Origin of the sequence: Erythrobacter sp. Dej080120_24, from assembly GCF_036322605.1 — a bacterium.
Taxonomy (GTDB): Bacteria; Pseudomonadota; Alphaproteobacteria; order Sphingomonadales; family Sphingomonadaceae; genus Erythrobacter; species Erythrobacter aurantius.
The window spans coordinates 1,295,869-1,316,542 of record NZ_AP027262.1; the positions used below are offsets into that span (position 1 = coordinate 1,295,869).

Sequence of the window (20,674 nt, forward strand, 5' to 3'; positions counted from 1 at the left end):
CCATAGGTCGGTGGCAAAGAGCAACGTTTACGTAAACGAGAGGATACCCCTTATGACCACAGCCTATATCGTCGAGGCGGTCCGCACCGCCGGGGGCCGTCGAGGCGGCCGCCTTGCCGGGGTGCACCCCGTCGATCTGCTGGCCAAATCGCTCGACGCGGTCGTCACCAACAGCGGGATCGATCCTGCCGCTGTTGACGATGTCGTCACGGGCTGCGTCACGCAGGCGGGCGAACAGGCGATGCAGGTCGGGCGCATGGGCGTGCTCGCGTCCAAGGTGCTGCCGCAGAGCACTCCGGCGGTGACGATCGATCGCCAGTGCGGATCGAGCCAACAGGCCATCCAGTTTGCAGCGCAGGCCGTGATGAGCGGCACGCAGGACGTGGTGATCGCCAGCGGCGTCGAAAGCATGAGCCGCGTGCCGATGGGTTCGAACGCGACCTTCCACATGAAGGAAGGGCTGGGCCACTACATGTCGCCCGAGCTTCAGGCGAAGTACCCCGGCGTCCAGTTCAGCCAGTTCATGGGCGCGGAAATGATCGCCAACAAGCATGGCTTCAGCAAGGAAATGCTCGATGCTTTCGCGCTGGAAAGCCACAAGCGCGCCATCGCCGCGACGCAGGGCGGGGCGTTCGAAAACGAGATCGTGCCGGTGGAAATCGAAACCCCCGAAGGTACCGAAATGCACACGGTGGACGAAGGCATACGGTTCGATGCCACGCTTGAAGGGATTGCCGGGGTCAAGCTGATCAACCCGGAAGGCAAGCTGACAGCGGCCTCCGCCAGCCAGATTTGCGACGGTTCGTCGGCGGTGCTGGTGGTGAGCGAGGAGGCGCTGAAGCGTCACAACCTCACCCCGCTGGCGCGCATCCACAATCTGACGGTGACGGCGGGCGATCCGGTGATCATGCTGGAAGAGCCGCTGTTCGCGACTGACCGTGCGTTACAGCGTGCGGGCATGAAGATCGGCGACATCGACCTGTACGAAGTCAACGAAGCCTTCGCCTCTGTCCCGCTCGCATGGCTCAAGCACACCGGCGCCGATCCGGAAAAGCTCAACGTCCACGGCGGGGCGATTTCGCTGGGTCACCCGCTCGGCGCATCGGGCACCAAGCTGATGGCGACGCTGGTTCACGCGCTCAAGCGTCACGGCAAGAAATACGGCCTGCAAACCATGTGCGAAGGCGGCGGTGTCGCCAACGTCACGATTGTAGAGTCGCTCTGATTCAAACCCTCGAGAGGAATAGGATAATGGAAGTTTCAGCAAACACCCCCGCAGTCGTCACCGGCGGCGCATCGGGCCTTGGCGCGGCAACCGCGCGGGCCCTCGCAGCCAAGGGCGCGAAGGTCGCCATCTTCGACATGAACGAAGAGAAGGGCAACGCCATGGCCGCTGAAATCGGCGGCATCTTCTGCAAGGTCAACGTGACCAGCGACGAAGACGTCGACGCCGGCTTTGCCAAGGCGCGCGAAGCGCACGGGCAGGAGCGTATCCTTGTGAACTGTGCCGGTATCGGCAACGCGATCAAGACCGCCAGCCGTTCCAAGGAAGACGGATCGATCAAGCACTTCCCGGTTTCGGCCTTCGATTTCGTGATCCAGGTGAACCTGATCGGCACTTTCCGCTGCATCGCCAAGTCGGCGGCGGGCATGCTGACGCTCGACCCGCTTGACGAGAACGGCGAACGCGGCGCGATCGTCAACACCGCGTCTGTCGCCGGTGAAGACGGCCAGATCGGCCAGGCAGCCTATTCCGCATCCAAGGCCGGCGTGATCGGCATGACCCTGCCCATCGCGCGCGACCTGATGAACGAAGGCATCCGCGTGAACACCATCCTGCCGGGCATCTTCGACACCCCGCTGCTTGCTGCCGCGCCGCAGAACGTACGCGACGCGCTGGCCGCATCGGTGCCGTTCCCCAAGCGTCTGGGCGTTCCGGACGAATACGCCAAGCTGGCGATGTGCATGATCGAAACCGGCTATTTCAACGGCGAAGACGTGCGCCTCGACGGCGCGATTCGCATGGCCCCTCGCTAAACGATCCGCCTTTACGGCAAACCGGAACGCCGCCTGCGCCACGGGTGCGGGCGGCGTTTTGGTGCTTCCCGTCGAGACCCCTTCTGGGTTAGCCCTGCTTCAGGCAAGAAACGACGGGGAGTGGTCGCCATGCGCCGGATCGCGCAATTCGTCTTCGCATTGGCCCTGCTGTTGGCAGGGCTGTTGCCGTCAGCCGTATATGCCCAAGCCAGACCGGCACAGGGCCGATTGCTCGAATATCAGGGCATAGCCGCCACCGGCCTGCCCGATCAGCGACTGACGATCTGGCTGCCGCCCGGCTATGACGAAGGCACGCAGCGATACCGTGTGCTTTACATGCACGACGGGCACAATCTGTTTGATCCCGCCAAATCCAATTTCAACAAGATCTGGGCGGCGGACAAGGCGATGTTGGCGGTGATGGCTGCCGGAACAGTCGAACCGCATATCATCATCGGCATCTGGGCCCCCGGGGTGGATCGATACCGGCAATATCTGCCGCGCCCGATCTTTGACCGTGCCTCCCCTGCGCTGCGAGCCAAGATGGATGAGCGCGCACAAGGGGCGATGGTGTCGAAGGCATATCTCGACTGGATCACCGGCCCGCTGAAAAGCTGGGTCGATGCGCAGTTCCGCACCCTCCCGGGGCGCGATCACACCGCCATTGTCGGATCAAGCATGGGTGGTCTGATGAGCTGCTATGCCTTCATGGAACGGCCCGACGTGTTCGGGCGGGCGGGCTGCGTCAGCTCGCACTGGCCCGCAGTCGATCCGCGCGATGTCGCGGGGGTGGATGGCGAATTGCAGGAAATCCTCGATCAATGGTTTGCCGAAAGGCTGGGACAGCCGGACGGGCGCAGGCTGTGGCTGGATCACGGCACCGCGACGCTCGATGCCTATTACGCGCCCTATCAGCAGGTGGTCGACGCGAGGATCGCGGCGCAAGGCTGGCAAAGGGGCAAGGACTGGGAAAGCCGCGTCTATGAAGGGGCCGAGCATGAGGAGAACGCCTGGGCGGCGCGCCTGCCGGAAATCTTCGGCTGGCTGCTGGCGGACTGAGCCGAGCAGCTTTGATCTTTCCTACCGGTACAAGCTTGCCCTATTCCTTTCGCGTTTGCCCGAGGCCGCAAGTGCGGGCAGGAAAGCGATTGATTGGGAGCCAGACGCCTTGCATCCGGAAGTTCACACCAGGGTCCATGGAAATCGCCGGAAAGTCGCGGTTTTCCGGCGATTAGCGGGGATTCCCGATATTTTTAAAACACCCGTTTCAGTGTTCCATTCCAAGGGAGAGAATCCTTGACCGACTACACCCAGATTATCGTCGACAAGACCGCCGGGATCGCCACGATCACGCTGAACCGCCCGGACAAGATGAACGCCTATACCCGCACGATGGGCGCGGAAATCATGGTGGCGATGGACGATATCGACGCGGATGACGATGTGCGTGCGGTGATCTTCACCGGATCTGGGGAGCGGGCTTTCTGTGCCGGGGCAGACCTGACGCCGGAGGGCGGGGGGCAGGTGTTCTCCGATGCGAGCGAGGTCGAAAGCCTGTCCGACGAGCGCGTGCGCGACGGGGGCGGGCGGCTGACGCTGCGGTTGTTCGAGAGCAAGAAGCCGTTGATCAGCGCGTGCAACGGCGTGGCAGTCGGCGTCGGTGCGACGATGCAGTTGGCGATGGACATCCGGCTTGCCGCGTCGAATGCGCGCTATGGCTTCGTCTTTGCAAGGCGCGGGATTGTGCCCGAAGCGTGCTCGAGCTGGTTCCTGCCACGCATCGTCGGGATCAGCCAGGCGCTCGAATGGTGCTATTCTGGCCGGGTGTTCGATGCCGAGGAAGCGAAGGCGGGCGGGCTTGTGCGGTCAATCCACACCCCTGACGACCTGTTGCTTGCCGCACGTGCGCTGGCGACAGAGATTGCCGAGAACACTTCTGCGGTGTCGGTGGCGATGACGCGGGCGATGATGTGGCGCCTGATGAGCACCGATCACCCGATGGAAGCGCACAAGATCGACAGCCGCGCAATCTATCGCCTGTCGCGCGGGGCCGATGCGAAGGAAGGCATCGCCAGCTTCCTTGAAAAGCGGCGCCCGGCCTATCCCGGCAAGGTGAGCGAGGACATGCCCGATTTCTACCCGTGGTGGGACGAACGCCCTTATGAATGACGGGCGGGTGGCACTGGTGTGGCGATCTTGCCAGCGCGGTGGTTTCATGGGAAACCACTTGTCATGAACGACATGACGGACGCGCCCGCACGGGGCGAGAGCACCTATCAGCTTGCGGGCTTTCTGCCCTATCAGCTTTCGATCGCGTCGAACGCCGTCAGCAGCCTGATCGCGGAGCGTTATCGCAAGCGGTTCGGGCTGAAGATTACCGAATGGCGGGTGATGGCGGTGCTGGGCGATGCCGGACAGCGGGGAGGGCGGCTGACGCAGCGCGACCTGACCGAGGCAACCTTGATGGACAAGGTCGCGGTAAACCGGGCTTGCAAGGTGCTGGAGGATCGCGGCCTTATCGCTCGCGCTGCCAACGAACAGGACGGGCGTTCGCATCTGCTTGAACTGACGCCGGACGGGCAGGCGATCCACCGCGAAGTCATGCCGATTGCCAAGGCGACAGAGCGTGAATTGCTCGAAGGGCTCGACCCGGCCGAGGAAGCCGCGCTGCGCACCATGCTGGAAAGGGTGCGCGAACGTGCGGCAAGCCTGAGCGGGGCGACGCGTCGTTGAATGCAAACAGGGCTGAATGCAAATAGGGCCGACCGGGATGATCCCGACCGGCCCTTTCGCAAACGGGGTGCGCCTTACCCCGTAACCAGTGTGGTTCGATCTAGTCCTTGTTGATAAGGGCGTCGGAGATCGAACAGGCCGCCGGGCCGAGAATGACGATGAACAGCACCGGCAGGATGAACAGGATCAGCGGAACCGTCATGATCGCGGGCAGGCGCGCGGCCTTCTCTTCGGCGCGCATCATGCGTTCGTTGCGGAACTCCGCCGAAAGCACACGAAGCGCCGATGCCAGCGGCGTACCGTAGCGTTCGGTCTGGACCATGGTGGTAACCACGCCCTTCACCGCTTCGAGATCGACGCGGTAAGCGAGGTTGTCGAAAGCCATCTTGCGTTCGTTGAGGAAGGACAGCTCAATCGCGGTGAGCGCGAATTCGTCGCCCAGTTCGGGATAGGCCCGCCCCAGTTCTTTGGCCACGCGGTTGAATGCAGCGTCGACGGTCAAACCGGCCTCGGCGCAGATCACCAGCAGGTCGAGCGCGTCGGGAAGTCCCTTGCGGATCTCGGTGGTGCGCTTTGCGGCCTTGTTCGACAGATACAGCTCAGGCCCCTTGTAGCCCAGGAACAACATCATCGCGACCGCGCCAAGCCGGGTCATCGGACCCCAGTCAGGGAAATATTCGACGACATAGATCATCACGAAGCCAAGCGCGCCCAGCACGATCGGCAGCACGGCCCGCAGGCCGATGATGATGACGGCCAGTTCCTTGTTGCGATAGCCGGCATGGGCCAGCTTCTGCTGCACGTCCTTGATCTGGCTTTGCTCAAGGACATTCATCTTACCCAGCGAGCTCTTGACCTTGTCAGTCGTATCGGTCTTGCGCACCAGGCTTGTGCGTTTCTTCGATCCCGAGGTGACAATGCCTGCCTTAAGCTCGTCGCGCCGCTCGTTCAGCGACTTGACGCGCTTGGCCATCGGGTCCTTGATCGTGACCGCGGCATAGATCGCCATCAGGATTGCGAAGGCGGCAAGCCCGGCAAGTATCGATCCGACGAGGACTACGTCAAAGCCGAGAAGGGTTGGTCCAGGTGTCTGGTTCATGATGAGTGTGTCCCCGGATCAGATCTCGAAGCTGACCATTTTGGCCATGATGAATACGCCGATGCTCATCCAGACCAGCCCGCCAAGGCCAGCAACGATCAGTCGTTCTTCGTAGAAGAAGCCGCCGATGTAGTCCGGGTTGATCCAGTAGATCAGGCCGAAGACGATGAAGGGCAACGAACCGACGATGTAGGCGGAAGCTTTCGATTCCGAGCTCATCGCCTTGATCTTCAGCTTCATCTGGGCGCGCTTGCGCAGCACGTCGGCGAGGTTGGAGAGCGTCTCTGCAAGGTTACCACCCGTTTCCCGCTGGATCGCGAGGGTGATGCAGAAGAAGTTGAACTCCGGGATGCCCAGGCGATCGGCGGTTTCCTGGAGCGAATCCTCCATGGTCTTGCCGATCTTGATGCGTTCGACGATGCCCTTGAATTCGAGCCCCACTGGGCCAGGCACTTCCTGTGCCACCACACCCAGCGTTTCGGTTACCGGAAGGCCGGAGCGCAGACCGCGCACGAGCAATTCAATACCGTCCGGAAACTTCGCATTGAACTGGTTCGTCCGGCTGTTGATCGCAAATCCGACAACAAGGTGTGGCACACCAAGGCCAACAACCGCACCAATTCCCAGCGACAGAAGCAATGCACCCGTTTGTAGGAACATCAGCACGCCGACAACGAGGATGATGCCAAGCGTCGCATAGACATATTGCGACACAGTCCAGCCCTTGCCGGTGCGGTCGAGCCGCATCTCCAGAGCTTCGACCCGCGAGCCGGAGCCCGCCACACGATGCGTTTTGGGTTTGCGGGCTGCAATCGCCTTTTTGAGCTGCGATTCCACCTTTGTGTCGGTGTTTTCCGAATGCCGGTAGCGCAGCGATTCAAGGCGACGCTTTTGCGCCTTTCCTGCACCCGATCCGGACACCAGAATGTAGCCGGCCACGAGCACGGAAAAGATGATCACCGTGACGATCAGGGTCTGAAAAAAGTCCATGTCGGCCTCGTGCCTCGCCAGTTACTGTTGCGCGCCAATTTGGCGCCTTGCCTCGAAACTAAGGGGTCAGCCCCCTGCTTTTGCCGGTCGGGTGGAGGGCAGCGCGCCGCCGTCCACCCTCCAGAAACCTATTCGGCCGGCTCAGCTTCGGTCTTGTCTTTCTTCGCCAGCAGGCTCTTGAGATCGAAGCCACCAAGCAGCGACTTCTTCTCTTCGCCGACCGACGAAAGATCATCTTCGCTCGCGCCAAGGACGCGCTCGGCGATCTGCTTGATCACAGCGGTTGCCTTGCTCGACTTGTTGGCTTCGACGAAGACCTGACCAAGCTTGGCTGCATTCGATGCGGCCTTGATGTCGTAAGGGACAACAAAGTCGATCTTGCGTTCGATCGATGCCTCGAAATCGGCCTTGCTGATTTCAGCAACCGCAGGCTGCGCCTTGTTGGCGATGATCATGGGATGCGCATGCGCGGCATTGGTCTTGAGCCACGAAAGGATGCGGATCGTATCACGTGCCGATGCCAGCGTGAGCTCGCAGGTCAGCATGACCAGATTCACGTCAGCCAGAAGATGCGGGAAATTGATCAGCATGTTGCGCGGCAGATCGATGACGGTCATTTCGAACGCCTGACGGAATTCTTCCTCAAGCTGAACGAAAGCGGCACCATCGGTCATCAGCGGCTGGCTGATCGGGGCTTCTGCCGACAGGATCGACAGATTGTCATTGGCCCGGATCATGGCCCGTTCGATGAACAGACCGTCGATACGGCTCGGGTTGTCGATTGCATCAGTCAACCCTCGGCCCGGCTCCAGATCCAGCGCAAGTGCGCCCGTTCCGAAGTGCACGTCGAGATCAAGCAGTGCGGTGGGCGAATTGTGGTTGGAGCTGAACAGCCATGCAAGCGAGGTTGCGAGCGTCGATGCGCCCACACCGCCACGCGTACCCACCACCGCGGTGGAAATGTGCCGCTTGACACCGTCACCATCACCGGACTTGGGAGAAGAGAAGACTGCCAGCGCGCCATTGAGCGCATCATGCACCGCCTGAGCATTGAGCGGCTTGAGCAGGTAGTCATGGATGCCGCTGGCGAGCAGATCGCGGTACAGCCGCACGTCGTTGACCTGGCCGATGGCGATCACGACCGTGCCGGGTTCGCAAACCTCGGCAAGGGCATTGATGTCGTTAAGCGGATCGCCGCTTTCCGAAAGGTCGACGATCAGGATAGCCGGGCTGGCGCTGACCGACAGTGACTGGACCGCATTGCGCAGACCGCCCTTGTTGCACTTTTCAGGCGCCCAACCCATCTCGATGACCACCGGACGCAGAACGTCGAGCGCGGCATCGTCGCAGATATAGGCGGCAAAGGCATCGCGATTGCCGGGAAGACCCGATTTCCAGGGAGCGTTCATGGATCAGTTACCTCCGCCTGCAGCTTGTTGAAGACCGCCGGCACCCGTGGGTTCGGCGTCACGATATGTCTGGATGGCCTTGCTACCCGTCGCGACAACCGTTTCGCTGTCGCCCTGCTGGCCTTGCAGCAGGTCTTCGGGATTGGCGACCATGGCCGCCATGTTGCCGTTGATGGCACAGCCGAAGCCCGGGCTGGTGGCATTCATGTAGTTTGCATCGGACTTGGCGCTCCAGTCGGGGCAGCCGGGTACCGAGGCGCTCGAGCGGGTGATGATCACGCGAGCCTGTCCGGGTTGGAGCAGTCCTGACGTGGTCGGCGCGACCGCGCTGACCATGAGGCCATAGCGACCAGCCAGATCGTTCACCGCCGTCGTGACCGCCGGGTTGCTGGCCGGATCTTCAATGGTGATGCGATCACCGTAGCGAAGGTCCATGGTTTCAAACCAGCCGTTCAGGCGCTGTTGTTCGGAGATCGAAAGGCCGCTTTGCGACGTGTCGACATCCATCGTGAAGTTCGTGCGTTCCACCACCGGCTGCTTCAGGCTGTAGAGCGAGGTGTTGGTCGGCATGCCTGCACAACCTGCCGCTGCGAGGCCGAGCGAAAGGGCGACTGCGCCCATCAACTTGCTGTTTCTTGCGATGTTCATGATGTGAACCTTTCGGCGTTCGCTGGTAGGTTAAAGGCTGAAACCGGGGGTCGCGGCATCTGCCTGACGATCCCGATTGCGGTTGCGGCTGTCGTCTGCACGCTGCGGACGCTGCTGCGGCGAGCCGGGGACAATAGCGGCCGGGTCGGCGTTGCTGATGTCCGGATTGGGTGCATCCGGCTCGGCCGCCGTCGGTCCGGGACGGGCTTCGCCGCTCACACCCGCCTGGTTCTGGTAGGTGAGCAGCTGCTCGAATTCGTTGGCTGAATGATAGCCATCGGTCGGCAGCTTGATTTCGCCGGCGTTGACCGGCTTCACCAGATACGGCGTCACGATGATGACCAGTTCGGTTTCGCCACGGTTGAACGAACGCGAACGGAACAGGTTGCCAAGGATCGGCACGTCACCCAGACCCGGAGCCTTGTCGAGCGCGTTCTGCGAGTTCGCACTCAGCAGGCCGGCGATCATGAAGCTCTGGCCCGAACCGAGTTCCACAGTGGTTTCGGTGCGACGGATCGTCAGCGCCGGAACCTGGAAGCCGTTGAGCGTCACCGCACCCTGGGTCGACAGTTCGGAAACTTCGGGGCGCACGCGGATCGAAATCCGGCCGTTCGCCAGCACCGTGGGGGTGTAGGCAAGGCTGACGCCGAAGTTGCGATACTCAATCGCGACGTTGCCCAGACCCTGCGAGATCGGGATCGGGAATTCACCGCCCGCGAGGAAAGTGGCGGTTTCGCCCGAAAGGGCAGTCAGGTTTGGCTCGGAAATCGTCGTGATCAGGCCAAGACGTTCCGAAAGGTCCAATGCGCCCAGCACATCAAGCCCGAACAGGCGACCAAGACCTGCGATCGAGGTTCCGCCGTTGCTATTGACGCCCGGACCGGTGAAGGTCAGCGGGGTACCGTCAGCACCAAGGATCGGGTTGCCGGCGGCATCGAAGAACGGGCCGAGGACCGGGTTCTGCACACCATTGCCAACTGCGAGCGGACCGTTGCGGGGATCATAGGTCCCCGAACCCAGCGCGCGGCCATTACCGACAGCGCCGCGGAAACCGCCGCTTGACGCATCGAAAGTCGTGACGTTGCCACCGATCGAGCGGACGAGGCTGCGGCTGACTTCGGCAAACTTCACCTGAAGATTGACCTGCAGCGGTGTTGCCGTCTTGAGGCGGCTGATGACATTGGCGCCTTCGCCGAGGAAAGCCTGAACCAGTCGTTCTGCTTCTGCTGCGTCCTCGGGGGCTTTTACGGTGCCGGTAAGAAGCACGGTGTTGGTACCCATGGTGGCGACGCTGACTTCGGCTTCGGGCATGGCAAGGGCAAGCATCTGGTCGATGCTGCCGATGTTCGATCCGACCCGGATGTTGGCCGAGAAGATGATGTCGCCGCGAGCGTTGCTGGCATAGATCGTGGTTTCGCCGCCGGCGCGTCCGAAGACGTAGAGCTGGCGCTGCGACTTGATCTGCACGTCGGCCACGTTCTCGTTCGCAACGAAAACGTCGGTCATCGAACCGGGCACGTTCACCAGTTCGCCACGGCCGATCGACAAGACGATCTCCTGGCTCGGGCTGACGACTTGCTGCGCGGTTGCGGTTCCTGTCGGAGCGGCAACCATCGGCAGCGCGGCGATGCCTGCAAGCAGCGCTTTGGCAAAGGTCTTGGTTTTCATTTCAGAGCCCCCTGTGGACTTCCCATTTTCGATCCCGACTTTGCCGGTCACGAGGTTCAAGCATTTGATCTGGATCGACATTGTCATTTCCCTCAGCGGATCGTCATGCCGGCAACAGGTGCAACCTGGCCTGCCTGACCGACGCCGTTCGAAGTGGCGGTGTTGACTGCACTAACGGAGCCACCAACCGGCACTTCGACAGTGGCCTTGCCGCGGGTGACACGGACGCTGGGTCCGGTGTTGACGGGAACGCCGTCCACCTTGGCGGGAACCCCGGGTGCAGCGGCTGTCCGTTCAGGACGACGGTTGCCTTCATCCTGCGGCGGAATGTTGCGGCGCTGGAAGCGGGAAACGTCGCCACCGGTCGAGAAGGTCGACTTGCTGTCGATCGGCTGACCCATCGCGGTGCGAAGGATGCGCTCTTCCTCTTCGGGAGTGGCGTTTTCCGGGATTTTGACGTCGCCCGAGGCAATCGCACGCTCAAGCTCTGCCTGGTTGTCGGCAATCGAGCGAAGCACCAGGGTCAGCTGGCCGATCGTCTGGGCCACGGCGACCTTTTCGGCGATCTGCGGCGTCACTTCGAGAGTGACGGTGCGGAAGGCACGAACAACGGTCTTGCCTGCTTCGTTGGTAACCTGTTCGGTGGTCTGGTCAGTCGCGAGGACGCGAAGGTTGCGCAGAACGGTTTCAGCGGCCTTGAGCGGCTGGCCTTCGCCAGAAACTTCCTGAGTCAGGACGACGTCAACGCGGTCTCCCGGGAAGACAAAGCCTGCAACACCGGTTTGCGCCGACACCGGCACGGTAACTGCCCGCATACCCGGGCCAAGTGCCGCCGCAAGGAAGCCGCGGTCGCCAGGGCTGACGAGCGATCCTTGCGTCACCGGTTCACCAGCCGTGATCGGGAAGCGGACGACCGTGCCGAGCAGCTGGCTCATGTCGGATTCGCCTTCAATAAAATAGGCATCCTTGACCAGCTCTTCCGGCCAGTCCTGATAGCCCATCGCATCGGCGGTGATGATCGTACCTGCAGGCAGGGCGCGGTTGGCAACCAGCACCTTGGGCCCTTTGGGCTCCTGTGCCGCCGCTTCCGCAGCCGGGGCTGCATCGCCAGCAAACATGCTGCGCGCAAGGAATGCGCTGCCAATGGCAACAACAAGCGCACCAAGCAGCAGAACCAGTTTCTTCCTATCCATGGCTTATCAGCCCCCTCATTTCGGCCCGGTCAGAAAATTCGGGCGGGTATGGTTTCGTGGCGTACGTCCGAATTGGTTAAAATCGGGTTCACAGCGACTTTCATGCGATCGCCGGAACCGATGCTAGTTTCGGGAAAATCACCCAAATTCCGGCGAAGGCGATCGCAACGCCATAAGGAATTGCGAGCCGCTCCTTCTCGCGGCGGAGAAAATGGTATCCGCCCATCACGATCGTGAGCGCGCCACCGGCTAGCGCCATGATGATCAGCAGTTGCAGGAATGTTCCGGGCTCGATCCACAGCGCGAGGGCGGTGAGAAGCTTGACGTCACCGCCACCCATCATGCGAAGTGCGAACAAACCGGCAAAAAGCGCGAACGCAAGGACTGCGATCCCCAGTTGCATGGCAACATCCGGCCAGAGCGACAGGCCACTGGCCCACCAGAAAGCCGGTGCAGCAAGGGCAATGCCCGCATTGAGCCAGTTATGGATCGTGCGGCTGCGGATATCGCTTGCCGCCGCGAACAGGAGCGCGATTGCCAATGCAATCAGCAGTCCGTAGTGAATATACGTCATCATCATGTGGCCCCCGAAAGGATGCCGCACACCGGAATTTTGCGTGTGCAGGTCCATCTGGGACACGGGTGCTACAGATGAGTGCTTACCAAATAGTAACCAAACCCGGAGGCCTTCCGTTAGCAAAGTCATGGACCAGAACAGCCAGGCCGAAATGACCGAAAGTCCTCAGATCAACCGTCGGGCAATTCCGCCTGCAGCGGTTGAATCGCAATGGCAGGCGGCCGACGGCCATCCCTTGCGCCGGATCGATTGGCCCGGTGCACAAAGTCCGGTTCGCGGATCGATCCTGTTCCTGCCGGGGCGCGGGGATTGTTACGAGAAATATCTCGAAAGCCTTGAGCAGTGGCACCGTGCAGGATGGCGAGTGACCGCATCGGATTGGCGCGGGCAGGCCGGGTCAGGTCGGCTGGGCAAGGATGCAGTCACAGGCCACATCGACGACTTCGACACCTGGACCGATGATCTGGCGCACATCTGGAACCAATGGGTGAACGAGGTGCCGGGCCCGCATGTGCTCGCTGGCCATTCGATGGGCGGGCATTTGATCATGCGCGCTCTGGTGGACGGCAAGGTTCAACCCGATGCCGTGTTCCTGAGCGCGCCCATGCTGGGAATGCAAGGTCCGCCCTTGCCGCTGCCTGTCTTGCACTTGGTGGCCGTTTTGATGACCAAGATTGGCGATCCCACCCGGCAAGCTTGGAAATGGAGCGAGAAACCGGGCGAATTGCCTGCGCACCGTGCCAATCTCTTGACGCATGACCCTGATCGATATTTCGATGAGCAATGGTGGCGCGATACCCGGCCAGAACTGGTCATGGGGCCAGCCAGCTGGAAATGGGTTGAACGGGCCTATGCCTCGTGCCGCAGGCTGGAGCAGCCGGGCGCGCTGGAAGCAGTCGGCATACCAGTGCTGATCGTCTCAACTTCGGGGGACAAGCTTGTCAGTCACGAAGCCAACGTCCGCGCCGCCAAGCGGCTGCCGAAAGGCAAGCTGGTTACATTCGGCGAGGAAGCCCATCACGAAATTCTCCGCGAAGTGGACGATGTGCGTGACCGCATGATGCGCGAGATCGCAATATTCCTGGATGGAGCCGTTCCACAGGCGCCCCAGGGATGATCTACGACTTTGCCGTAATCGGAGCGGGGATGGCCGGCGCGAGCATTGCTGCCGAGCTTGCGCCATATGCCCGCGTGTTGGTGTTGGAGGGCGAGGATGCGCCCGGATACCATTCGACCGGCCGTTCAGCAGCGTTCTGGGAGGAATGCTATGGTGGGCCCGGCGTGGTCCCTCTCACGCTCGCTTCGGGAAGGTATCTCAGAGACGGCGGTTTTCTGACTCCGCGGGGTGCGCTCTACATCGGTAGGCAGGAAGACCGCGGCGAAATTGATGATTTCATCGATAGCTTCGCTGGAACGGGAGTGACGATCGAGCGACTTGATCGCAATCGTTTGGCGCAACTCGTCCCGCAAGTCCGTGAGACGTGGTGCCATGCGATCTATGAACGGGCTTGTGCCGATATTGATGTGGCCGGTCTGCATCAGCATTACCTGAAGGCCTTGCGGCAGGCCGGCGCGGATCTCGTTTGCAGGGCAATGGTCAGCGGCTTCAGCCGGGAGGACGGTGCCTGGTGTATCCATACCGAGCAAGGTGACACCTATCGAGCTGCAGAGATCGTCAACGCCGCTGGTGCATGGGCCGATGTCATCTCGTCGCACGCTGGTGCAAGGCCTTTGGGAATAGAGCCGAAGCGTCGCACCGTGGTGCAACTTCGGGTCGATCCCGAGGCTCCTGCGGAAATGCCCCTTGTTCTGGATGTTTCGGGCGGGTTCTATTTCAAATCGGACAACGGTCGCTTGTGGCTCAGCCCGCATGACGAAATACCCAGTGACCCTTGCGATGCCGCGCCTGAAGAAATCGACGTGGCTATGGCGATTGACCGATTCCTTTCGGTCACAAACTGGAAGATTGAAGCGGTCGAGCGGCGCTGGGCCGGATTGCGGAGCTTCGCGCCCGATCGCTTGCCCGTCTACGGCCCTGATCCGGATGTACGAGGATTCAACTGGTTTGCCGGCCAAGGCGGCTTCGGAATTCAAACTGCGCCCGCGGCTGCTCGTTTGGGCGCTCAGATATTGCTCGGACTTCCTGCAGATTCGCTAACCGAAGAAATCGATGCAGCGCGATATTCGCCAAGTCGTTTTTCAGAAATGAAAGAACGGCGGACGGGCTAGCCATAATTGCTGTGATCTGCCAATTACTCGGTTCAACACAACCACCAAAGGGAGGTAAATTCGATGGCTCACAAGTTTGAAATCTACAAGGACAAGGCTGGCGAGTTTCGCGTGCGCTTCAGCTACAATTCGGAAGTGATGTTCTCGACCCAGGGTTATTCGAGCAAGTCTTCGGCTGAAAACGCCATCGCCTCCATCAAGAAGAATGGCCCGGATGCGCCGATCGAAGACAACAGCTGATCTGTTGCATTCAGATCATTCTGAGCGGGCGTGACACCTGAGTGTCGCGCCCGTTTGCGTTTCAACCAGAGGCTTGAGCCGCGATGCGATCAGCCTCGTCGCTTGCAAGCTTGTCGACCCGATCGTTCTCGCTGTGACCGGAATGCCCTTTGACCCAGTGCCACTTGATCTCGTGGCGATCCGCGATTTCGATCATTTCATGCCATAGATCGGCATTGCGAACCGGCTTCTTGCTGGCGTTGACCCAGCCGCGCTTCTTCCAGCCGTGGACCCATTTGGTGATCCCGTCGATCACATACTTGCTGTCGGAATAGAGATCGACCTTGCAGGGCTCGATCAATGCCGAAAGCCCTTTGATGACAGCGGTCATTTCCATCCGATTGTTGGTCGTATCGGCTTCCCCTCCCGACAATTCCTTTTCGTGCGGGCCCATACGCAGCAGTACGCCCCAACCGCCAGGGCCGGGATTCCCCTTGCAAGCGCCATCAGTGTAGATTTCGACCTGTTTCATCGAAATGCTTCATCGCCGCTTTGCGTTTGTCACGCAAACACTTGCGCGCCGAATTCGTCGTAAAAGCTCCAGCGGGAGACGAACTGCATGGGATCCTTGCGGGTAACGAGCGCATCATCGGGCGTGTCGAGCCAGTCCTCGGCCCGGCTCGCGACAAAGCGCAAGGTCGCACCCTTGGCGATCTCTGGCAGCAAGGCACGCTCAGCATCGGTCAGAGGCCGTACGCTTTCATAGCCGCGGATGATCGCGCTGCCGCAATCCTCACGATAGCTGTTGCTGGCCGGGTCAAATCCCCAGGCCGCGTGCGTGGTGGCAAGATCAAGCGCCATCGCGCCCGTACAGGCAAAATAGAAATCAATCAGTCCGGTCACCTGACTGCCGAGCATCAGCACGTTGTCAGGGAACAGGTCTGCATGAATCTGCGCCTGCGGCAGGCTGGAAAGGTCAAGCCGGGCGGCAGATCGGGCCGGAGCGAGCATCGCCGGCAAGTCCTTATGGATGGAAGCTAGGCCTGCTTCTCCGCATTTTTCCAGCAGTGCCAGATTGTCTGCGAACCCCATCGTGTTGGTTCTCGAGAGCGCGAAGTCATCGCTGGCGAGATGCATGCGTGCGAGGGTTGCTCCGACGGAATGAGCCTGATCGGGCTCCGGCCGCGTGGGAGATACGCCAGGGAGGAACTCGATTAACGCCAGAGCCTTCCCGTCGTGCATGCGGAAACTTGCCCCGGTCCGATCGTGAATTGTCCGTGGAACAGGGCAACCACGATTCGAAAGGTGATCCAGCAACCCGAGAAAGTAAGGCAGATCGCCGAGTTCTATGCGGCGTTCGTACATGGTCAGAATAAACCGCGCTCCGGCACCATTGCTTCCGGAGGTCTCGATCAGCCAGTTCGAATTGGAAACGCCCTCGGCAATGCCTTTGGCCGACAGCAACGAGCCGACATCATACTGCGCGATCAATTCCGCCAGTTGCTCCGCACCGAGATGGGTGTAAACTGCCAATTTTCAGCAGCCCTATTCGGTAAGCTGGCGGGGCAGTTTGAAAACCATTTTCTCTTCGGTGTGCGTGATCGTCCGCTCACGGATGGGGCGCAGCTTTGCAAGGGCATCCACCACTTCGCGAACCAGCACTTCGGGTGCGGATGCGCCGGCGGTGAGACCGATCGTGTCGATACCCTCAAGCCAGGCGGGGTCTATTTCCTCAGCCCGCTGAATCAGTTTGCCGGGCGTGCCAAGCCTCTCGGCAACCTCGACGAGGCGCAATGAATTCGAAGAATTGGGAGCGCCAACCACCAGCACCAGATCGCAGTCATGCGCCAGTTCCTTCACTGCGGCCTGGCGATTTGAGGTGGCGTAGCAAATGTCTTCCGCCTTGGGACCGCTGATGTTGGGATAGCGCCATTCAAGCGCCTCGATCACTTCGCGCGTATCATCAACCGACAAGGTTGTCTGAGTGAGATAGGCAAGCGGTTCGTCCGAATCGAAAGGCAGCTTGTCCACGTCCTCGATATTTTCCACCAGCGTCATCTGGCCCGGTTCGACCTGCCCCATTGTGCCGATCACCTCCGGGTGGCCTTCGTGTCCGATGAAGATGATATGGCGGCCCTTTTCCAGCTGGCGTTCGGCCTGTCGGTGCACCTTGGAAACAAGCGGACAGGTGGCGTCGACATACATCAGCTTGCGCCGCTTTGCTTCGGCTGGAACCGATTTCGGAACGCCGTGCGCGCTGAACACCACCGGTGCATCGTCGGGCACTTCGTCCAGTTCCTTAACGAAAATCGCGCCTTTCGCCTTCAGCCCTTCGACAACATATTTGTTGTGGACGATTTCATGGCGGACATAGACCGGCGCGCCATAGCGTTCGAGCGCCTTTTCGACGATCTCGATGGCCCGATCCACTCCGGCGCAAAAGCCACGAGGTGCTGCGATCAGGAGATTCAGCGGTTTTGCGTCCACAGAGGGCTCTTGAAATGGGGCGTTCATGTCTCAGCCTCTAGCGCTTTGCTGCGCGGCTCGCTAGGGCGGACACGCAGATAGGGATGGGGTTCCCGATACAGTTCGATATTCGAGGACGGTTTTCAATGATGTTTCGCACCCGTGTTTTGACTGCCATCGCGCTTGCTGCGGGTCTTGCGGGCTGTGCGCGAGAGGGTGAGCTGGTTGTTGATCAGGGCGTCGGTATTACCGCGGTCCTATCTTCCTGCCCCGCAGTCGGCATTCCCAACTACACCGGCGATGTCACAACCTTTCGCGGGGCTGGCGATCAATCCTTCGCCAATCTCGACATTACGGCGTCCATGACCAACCTGCGGTCAACCTGCAACGACAGTACGGACAAGGTCTACACCGAGGCGACGTTTGATGTGCATGCAAGGCGTGCCGATGTGCGTGGATCGCGCTCTGTCACCTTGCCTTATTTCGTGACAGTCCTGCAGGGCGGAAGCGCCGTCGTTACCAAGCGGGTTGGCGAAGTTACGCTCAATTTCGCCGACGGTCAGGAACGCGCCACGGCAAGCGGGAAAGCTGGTTCGTTCGTGGACCGGGCTGCTGCATCGCTTCCGGAGGACATCCGCGAACAGATCACTCGCCGACGCCGAGCGGGAGACCCTGAAGCGGCGCTTGATCCGCTGGCCGCCCCCGAAGTTCGCGCGGCAATCGCCCGGACCCGATTCGAAATGCTGATCGGATTTCAGCTGACCGAAGAGCAATTGGCCTACAACGCCACAAGGTAAGCGAACCCTTGAAAAATCCGCATGACCCCGCAAAGGCTGGGGCATGCCCACCAAGGAGCCCCGATAGCTCGGGAGCGCACAGGTATTCTATGTCGCAAGAGACACTCTACGCCGCCTTTGCCGGCACCATCGAAACCGCGTTGAATGAACTCACGGCGGAAGGTGTTCTGCCCGCCGACGTATCGTTCACCAACGTCACGCTTGAGCCGCCGCGCGATCCCTCGCACGGTGATCTGGCTACCAATGCCGCGATGGTTCTGGCCAAACCGGCCAAGGCAAACCCGAGAGCTCTCGCTGAATTGATCGCGGTAAAGCTGCAGGCGCATGATGCAATTGTCAGCGCCGAAATTGCAGGCCCCGGCTTCATCAACCTGCGGCTCGATCGCAAGGCGTGGATCGCTGAATTGAACGCTGTTCATGCGCTCGCCGACGAATACGGTCGATCGGCCATGGGGGCAGGGCGGACGGTCAACGTCGAATATGTTTCTGCCAATCCCACAGGCCCAATGCACATGGGGCACTGCCGCGGAGCCGTGGTGGGCGATGCGCTGGCGAGCCTGCTTGAATTTGCCGGGCACCGGGTGATCCGCGAGTATTACGTCAACGATGCGGGTGCGCAGGTCGATGTACTTGCTCGCTCCGTCCATCTGCGGTATCGCGAAGCGCTCGGCGAAAAGATCACCATTCCTGATGGCCTGTATCCCGGGGACTATCTGGTTCCGGTAGGACAGGCACTCGCCGCTGAATTTGGCGATAAATATGCCGCCGCGCCAGAGAGCGAGTGGTTGATCCTGTTCCGCACTCGCGCCGTTGCGGCAATGATGGACATGATCCGGGCCGATCTCGCGACTCTCGGCATCAATCACGACCTGTTCTCGTCCGAGGCCGAATTGCAGGCTTCGGGCAAGGTCGACGCGGCAGAGGCATGGCTGCGCGAACACGACCTTGTCTATGACGGCGTGCTCGAAGCGCCCAAGGGCAAGGCCCCGCCCGAGGATTGGGAGCCGGTGGAATTGCCGCTGTTCCGTTCGACCAAGTTCGGGGACGATCAGGATCGCCCGATCAAGAAGTCGAACGGCGCGTGGACCTATTTCGGTGCAGACCTCGCATACCACTTCCAGAAAGCCCAGAATGCTGATGCCCTCGTCGATATCTGGGGCGCGGACCATGCGGGGACGGTGAAGCGGATCAAGGCAGCCGTGGCTGCACTGACAAGCGCCGATGGGGCCGCACCCAAGCCTTTCGAGGTCAAGCTGGTGCAAATGGTCCAGCTGATGAAGGGCGGGCAGCCGTTCAAGATGTCGAAGCGCGCGGGCAATTTCGTCACCCTAGCCGATGTCGTCGAGATGGTGGGCAAGGACGTGGTGCGTTTCACCATGCTGACCCGCAAGCCCGACGCGCAGATGGATTTCGATTTCGACAAGGTAGTCGAAGCGTCGAAAGACAATCCGGTGTTCTATGTGCAATATGCCCATGCCCGTATCCAGTCGACCCTGCGCAAGGCATTGGAAGAAGAGGGCATTGCTCCTTCGGCTGACGCTGTTGAACAACTGGGAGATGAGGAAATCGCCCTGATTCGCCGGGCCGCTCAGTTCCCCCGCGAAATCGAGGCCGCAGCAAAGGCCCGCGAGCCGCACCGGATCGCATTCTACCTTTATGACCTCGCCACGGATTTGAACGCGTTCTACAGCCTCGGTAACACCGACCTGGAAAAGCGCTTCATTGTGAAACACGATAAGGGTTTGTCCGCGGCTCGGCTTTTCCTTGCGCAGGCAATAGGGCAAGTGTTGCGCAATGGGCTTCGCGTCTTGGGTGTGGAAGCCGTCGATAGGATGTGACTTGGGGGCAGATCGGTGATTATCGAAGCCGAGTATGAAGAAGTCGAAGGCAACGGGCAGGAATCCGAACTCGACCTGTCTGATGACGACAGCCTGCCTTGGCTGGAAGCCGAAGAAGAAGACGAAGGGCGTAGCGATATCGATATCGCCCAGATCATCGGTTTTGCGCTGATCCTGCTTACAATACTTGCGGCTGTCGTTGGTGCCGTCTGGTATTTCGCGAACAAGTCCGGCAATGCCGAAGTGGTTGCCGATGGCAGCATGATCGAGGCGCTCGAAGGCCCGATCAAGGAGCGTCCGAAGGACCCCGGCGGCAAAGAGTTTGACGGTACCGGCAATGTCGCTCCTGTGGTTGCCGAAGGTGGCACCCGTGAAGGCGTTCTGGATACCGCTGGTGACGAAAGCGCACAGACGCAAACGCCCGCATCTTCACCTTCATCCGACGAGTCACCGGCAACCTCATCGTCCGGATCGGGCGGTGTCGGCGTGCAGCTTGCCGCATACAGTTCGCGTGCCCGCGCCGAGCAGGGCTGGAATGACCTGCGCCGCCGCACTGATGCGCTCGACAATGCGCGTTATCGGATCGAAGAAGGTGTGGTCGACATCGGGACCGTCTACCGTCTTCAGGCCGTCGCCAGCGATCGCGCAGCAGCGGAACAACTCTGCGCCGCGCTCAAGGCTGATGGTCTCGATTGCCAGGTAAAGCCCTGAACGACCCGCAATTCGTCGCTTTCCCACCGCCTTTCCCCGTCAAATGTGGCGGACAAGTGG

General features: G+C 60.8%; 21 protein-coding genes. 11 read left to right on the top strand and 10 right to left on the bottom strand.

The genetic code is table 11. The features are described 5' to 3' along the window. Positions 1-52 precede the first annotated feature (52 nt). From AABA34_RS06145 to AABA34_RS06165, 5 genes are all read left to right on the top strand, one after another. Complete coding sequence (locus AABA34_RS06145; protein WP_338304357.1) at positions 53-1,225, top strand: acetyl-CoA C-acetyltransferase; 1,173 nt, start codon at positions 53-55, stop codon at positions 1,223-1,225. A gap of 26 nt (positions 1,226-1,251) precedes the next feature. Beyond that, positions 1,252-2,037, top strand: coding sequence for an SDR family NAD(P)-dependent oxidoreductase (locus AABA34_RS06150; protein ID WP_034952341.1), 786 nt, complete (start codon positions 1,252-1,254; stop codon positions 2,035-2,037). Positions 2,038-2,166: 129 nt separating this feature from the next. Further along, on the top strand, positions 2,167-3,096 hold the full coding sequence (locus AABA34_RS06155) for an alpha/beta hydrolase (protein ID WP_338304358.1): 930 nt from the start codon (positions 2,167-2,169) through the stop codon (positions 3,094-3,096). A 237-nt stretch (positions 3,097-3,333) separates the two neighbouring features. After that, on the top strand, positions 3,334-4,206 hold the full coding sequence (locus tag AABA34_RS06160; RefSeq protein ID WP_338304359.1) for a crotonase/enoyl-CoA hydratase family protein: 873 nt from the start codon (positions 3,334-3,336) through the stop codon (positions 4,204-4,206). 63 nt (positions 4,207-4,269) lie between these two features. Further along, complete coding sequence (locus AABA34_RS06165) at positions 4,270-4,770, top strand: MarR family winged helix-turn-helix transcriptional regulator (RefSeq protein WP_338304360.1); 501 nt, start codon at positions 4,270-4,272, stop codon at positions 4,768-4,770. Between the two features lie 100 nt (positions 4,771-4,870). On the opposite strand, the gene AABA34_RS06170 is transcribed toward AABA34_RS06165, so the two are convergent. The 7 genes from AABA34_RS06170 to AABA34_RS06200 all read right to left on the bottom strand — a co-directional run bounded on the left by AABA34_RS06170 (position 4,871) and on the right by AABA34_RS06200 (position 12,483). Beyond that, positions 4,871-5,869 (bottom strand): type II secretion system F family protein, encoded by a 999-nt coding sequence (locus tag AABA34_RS06170; protein ID WP_416831018.1) that lies wholly within the window; start codon positions 5,867-5,869, stop codon positions 4,871-4,873. 18 nt (positions 5,870-5,887) lie between these two features. After that, positions 5,888-6,859, bottom strand: coding sequence for a type II secretion system F family protein (locus AABA34_RS06175; protein WP_034952346.1), 972 nt, complete (start codon positions 6,857-6,859; stop codon positions 5,888-5,890). 128 nt (positions 6,860-6,987) lie between these two features. After that, positions 6,988-8,268, bottom strand: coding sequence for a pilus assembly protein CpaE (locus tag AABA34_RS06180; RefSeq protein WP_034952349.1), 1,281 nt, complete (start codon positions 8,266-8,268; stop codon positions 6,988-6,990). A 3-nt stretch (positions 8,269-8,271) separates the two neighbouring features. Then, positions 8,272-8,916, bottom strand: coding sequence for a CpaD family pilus assembly protein (locus AABA34_RS06185; protein ID WP_034952352.1), 645 nt, complete (start codon positions 8,914-8,916; stop codon positions 8,272-8,274). Positions 8,917-8,946: 30 nt separating this feature from the next. Beyond that, the gene (locus AABA34_RS06190; RefSeq protein ID WP_034953208.1) at positions 8,947-10,584 is read right to left on the bottom strand and encodes a type II and III secretion system protein family protein; all 1,638 of its coding nucleotides are present in this window, start codon (positions 10,582-10,584) and stop codon (positions 8,947-8,949) included. 92 nt (positions 10,585-10,676) lie between these two features. Continuing rightward, positions 10,677-11,777, bottom strand: a complete 1,101-nt coding sequence (gene cpaB / locus AABA34_RS06195; RefSeq protein ID WP_034952355.1) for a Flp pilus assembly protein CpaB — start codon at positions 11,775-11,777, stop codon at positions 10,677-10,679. Positions 11,778-11,877: 100 nt separating this feature from the next. Next, positions 11,878-12,483, bottom strand: coding sequence for an A24 family peptidase (locus AABA34_RS06200; RefSeq protein ID WP_338304361.1), 606 nt, complete (start codon positions 12,481-12,483; stop codon positions 11,878-11,880). Here AABA34_RS06200 and AABA34_RS06205 point away from each other — a divergent pair. The 3 genes from AABA34_RS06205 to AABA34_RS06215 all read left to right on the top strand — a co-directional run bounded on the left by AABA34_RS06205 (position 12,482) and on the right by AABA34_RS06215 (position 14,823). Then, the gene (locus AABA34_RS06205; protein ID WP_338304362.1) at positions 12,482-13,471 is read left to right on the top strand and encodes an alpha/beta hydrolase; all 990 of its coding nucleotides are present in this window, start codon (positions 12,482-12,484) and stop codon (positions 13,469-13,471) included. The two genes, AABA34_RS06200 and AABA34_RS06205, sit on opposite strands and share 2 nt — an antisense overlap. Beyond that, on the top strand, positions 13,468-14,583 hold the full coding sequence (locus AABA34_RS06210; RefSeq protein ID WP_338304363.1) for an NAD(P)/FAD-dependent oxidoreductase: 1,116 nt from the start codon (positions 13,468-13,470) through the stop codon (positions 14,581-14,583). Before AABA34_RS06205 ends, AABA34_RS06210 begins: the two co-directional genes overlap by 4 nt. 63 nt (positions 14,584-14,646) lie before the next feature. Next, a complete protein-coding gene (locus AABA34_RS06215; protein WP_084155569.1) occupies positions 14,647-14,823 on the top strand; it encodes a YegP family protein in 177 nt (58 codons plus the stop codon). Positions 14,824-14,884: 61 nt separating this feature from the next. Here the strand turns inward: AABA34_RS06215 and rnhA are convergent, their stop codons facing one another. From rnhA to ispH, 3 genes are read right to left on the bottom strand one after another with little or no spacing between them, the layout of a single operon-like run. Then, entirely contained in the window at positions 14,885-15,334 is a 450-nt protein-coding gene (gene rnhA, locus AABA34_RS06220; RefSeq protein ID WP_034952363.1) for a ribonuclease HI, read from the bottom strand. A 29-nt stretch (positions 15,335-15,363) separates the two neighbouring features. After that, positions 15,364-16,335 carry a homoserine kinase gene (locus AABA34_RS06225; protein ID WP_338304364.1) on the bottom strand — a complete coding sequence of 324 codons (972 nt, stop codon included), beginning with the start codon at positions 16,333-16,335 and terminating at the stop codon, positions 15,364-15,366. 12 nt (positions 16,336-16,347) lie between these two features. Next, positions 16,348-17,316, bottom strand: coding sequence for a 4-hydroxy-3-methylbut-2-enyl diphosphate reductase (gene ispH, locus AABA34_RS06230; protein ID WP_034952368.1), 969 nt, complete (start codon positions 17,314-17,316; stop codon positions 16,348-16,350). A 98-nt stretch (positions 17,317-17,414) separates the two neighbouring features. Here ispH and AABA34_RS06235 point away from each other — a divergent pair, with 98 nt between their 5' ends. From AABA34_RS06235 to AABA34_RS06245, 3 genes are all read left to right on the top strand, one after another. Then, positions 17,415-18,065 (top strand): hypothetical protein, encoded by a 651-nt coding sequence (locus AABA34_RS06235; RefSeq protein ID WP_338304365.1) that lies wholly within the window; start codon positions 17,415-17,417, stop codon positions 18,063-18,065. An 89-nt stretch (positions 18,066-18,154) separates the two neighbouring features. Then, positions 18,155-19,903, top strand: a complete 1,749-nt coding sequence (argS, locus tag AABA34_RS06240; RefSeq protein WP_338304366.1) for an arginine--tRNA ligase — start codon at positions 18,155-18,157, stop codon at positions 19,901-19,903. Positions 19,904-19,918: 15 nt separating this feature from the next. After that, entirely contained in the window at positions 19,919-20,614 is a 696-nt protein-coding gene (locus AABA34_RS06245) for an SPOR domain-containing protein (RefSeq protein ID WP_338304367.1), read from the top strand. Positions 20,615-20,674: the final 60 nt, after the last annotated feature.